Origin of the sequence: Actinoalloteichus spitiensis RMV-1378, assembly GCF_000239155.1 — a bacterium.
Lineage (GTDB): Bacteria > Actinomycetota > Actinomycetes > Mycobacteriales > Pseudonocardiaceae > Actinoalloteichus_B > Actinoalloteichus_B spitiensis.
In genome coordinates, this window is sequence record NZ_AGVX02000746.1 from 1 (window position 1) to 1,912 (window position 1,912).

Genomic DNA, 1,912 nt, shown 5'->3' on the forward strand with positions numbered 1-1,912 from the left:
CCAGCAGCCGGGCTACCCGCAGCAGCCCGGGTACGGGCAGCCGCAGTTCGGCCAGCAGCCGGGTTACCCCCAGCAACCCGGCTTCGGGGTTCCGGCCGGAGGAGCCGACGACAAGTTCCTCAAGCTCGCCATGTTCCTCACCATGGGAATGATGGGCCTGAGCGTCATCATGCAGATCATCACCATCGTCACCTTCGGGCCGTACGTGATGACCAGCGCCGTCATCGCCATCGTCCTGGCGGCCGGGGTCGGGGCGTGCGCGTTCTTCGCCGGGCAGCAGGGCCAGGAGTGGGGCCGGATCGTCATCACGGTCCTCGCCGGGCTCGGGGTCCTCGGCGCCGTGTCGATGTTCACCGTCCCCATCGGCGGCATCTTCCTCGTCATCGCGATCGTCACCCTGCTCATCTGGGGCGGCATCCTGGCCGTCTGGTGGCTCCCCGGAACGACCCGCGCGATGAAGGCCAAGCGCGGGGCGGGGTTCGCCCAGCAGCCGCAGCAGATGCCGCCCCCGCCCGGGTACTGAACACCCCGACGCCCCAACCGGGAAGCCCGGCGACCACACCGGCCGGACCCGCTCCGCGCGGGTCCCCGTCGCCGGGCTTCCACCGGTCCGGGCCAGCCGGCCCGCCGCCCGTCGGGCTGCTCCGAACGGAGTGTCCCTGCTCTACCCTGGGCGGCATGAGTCAGACCTCCGGCGAGCGGTTCGGGTTCGCGACCAACGCCATCCACGCTGGGCAGGAACCCGACCCCACCACGGGCTCGGTGATCGTGCCCATCCACGCCACCTCGACCTACGCCCAGGACGGCGTCGGCGGCCTCCGGGGTGGCTACGAGTACTCCAGGACCGGGAACCCCACGCGGACGGCGCTGGAGGAGTGCCTGGCCGCCCTGGAGTCCGGCCGGTTCGCCCGCGCGTTCGGGTCCGGGATGGCCGCGACCGACGCCGTGCTCCGCGCGGTGTGCCGGCCGGGGGACCACATCCTCATCCCGAACGACGCCTACGGCGGCACCTTCCGGCTCGTGGACAAGATCCTCACCCAGTGGGGCATCGAGTACACGCCCGTGCCGCTGTCCGACCTGGACGCCGTGCGGGCCGCCGTCCGGCCCACCACGCGCCTGCTCTGGTGCGAGACGCCCACCAACCCGCTGCTCACCGTCGCGGACATCGCCGGCCTGGCCCAGGTCGCGGCCGACGCGGACGCGCGGCTGGTCGTGGACAACACCTTCGCCTCGCCCTACCTCCAGACCCCGCTCGCGCTGGGCGCCGACGTCGTCGTGCACTCGACCACCAAGTACCTCGGCGGGCACTCCGACGTCGTGGGCGGCGCCGCCGTCACCTCGGACCCCGAGCTCGACGAGAAGCTGGCCTTCCTCCAGAACGGCGCGGGCGCCGTCCCCGGCCCCTTCGACGCGTGGCTGACCCTGCGCGGGCTGAAGACCCTCGCCGTGCGGATGGACCGGCACTGCGACAACGCCGAACGCATCGCGGTGGCGCTCGGCGAGCACCCCCGCGTCCGGGCCGTCTACTACCCGGGCCTGCCCACCCACCCGGGGCACGAGGTCGCGGTCAAGCAGATGCGTCGTGGCGGCGGCATGATCTCCTTCCTCGTCGACAGCGAGGAGACCGCGCTGGAGGTGTGCTCCCGGACGGAGTTGTTCACGCTGGCCGAGTCACTGGGCGGTGTGGAGTCGCTGATCGAGCACCCCGGCCGGATGACGCACGCGAGCACCGCCGGTTCGCAGCTCCAGGTCCCGGCGGAGCTGGTGCGGCTCTCGGTCGGCATCGAGGACGTCAACGACCTGCTGGACGACCTGCTCAGCGCGCTCGGCTGACCGCGCGCGCGAGGCGGTCGCGGACCGAGCGCCACCACGGCGAACGGCCCGCCCCCGTCGGAGCTCCTCCGGAGGCTCG

1 protein-coding gene and 1 pseudogene are annotated in these 1,912 nt (G+C 72.7%); both read left to right on the forward strand.

Going from position 1 to position 1,912, the window contains the following annotated elements:
- Window positions 1-523: pseudogene (locus tag ACTIDRAF_RS34660) on the forward strand (DUF5336 domain-containing protein); the annotation flags it as partial.
- A 155-nt stretch (window positions 524-678) separates the two neighbouring features.
- A complete protein-coding gene (locus ACTIDRAF_RS0224780) occupies window positions 679-1,833 on the forward strand; it encodes a cystathionine gamma-synthase (protein ID WP_016701358.1) in 1,155 nt (384 codons plus the stop codon).
- Window positions 1,834-1,912 lie beyond the last annotated feature (79 nt).

Bases quoted from the DNA above. Each gene is read 5' to 3' on its own strand.
- ACTIDRAF_RS0224780 (WP_016701358.1), top strand. From the start codon at position 679: ATGAGTCAGACCTCCGGCGAGCGGTTCGGGTTCGCGACCAACGCCATC.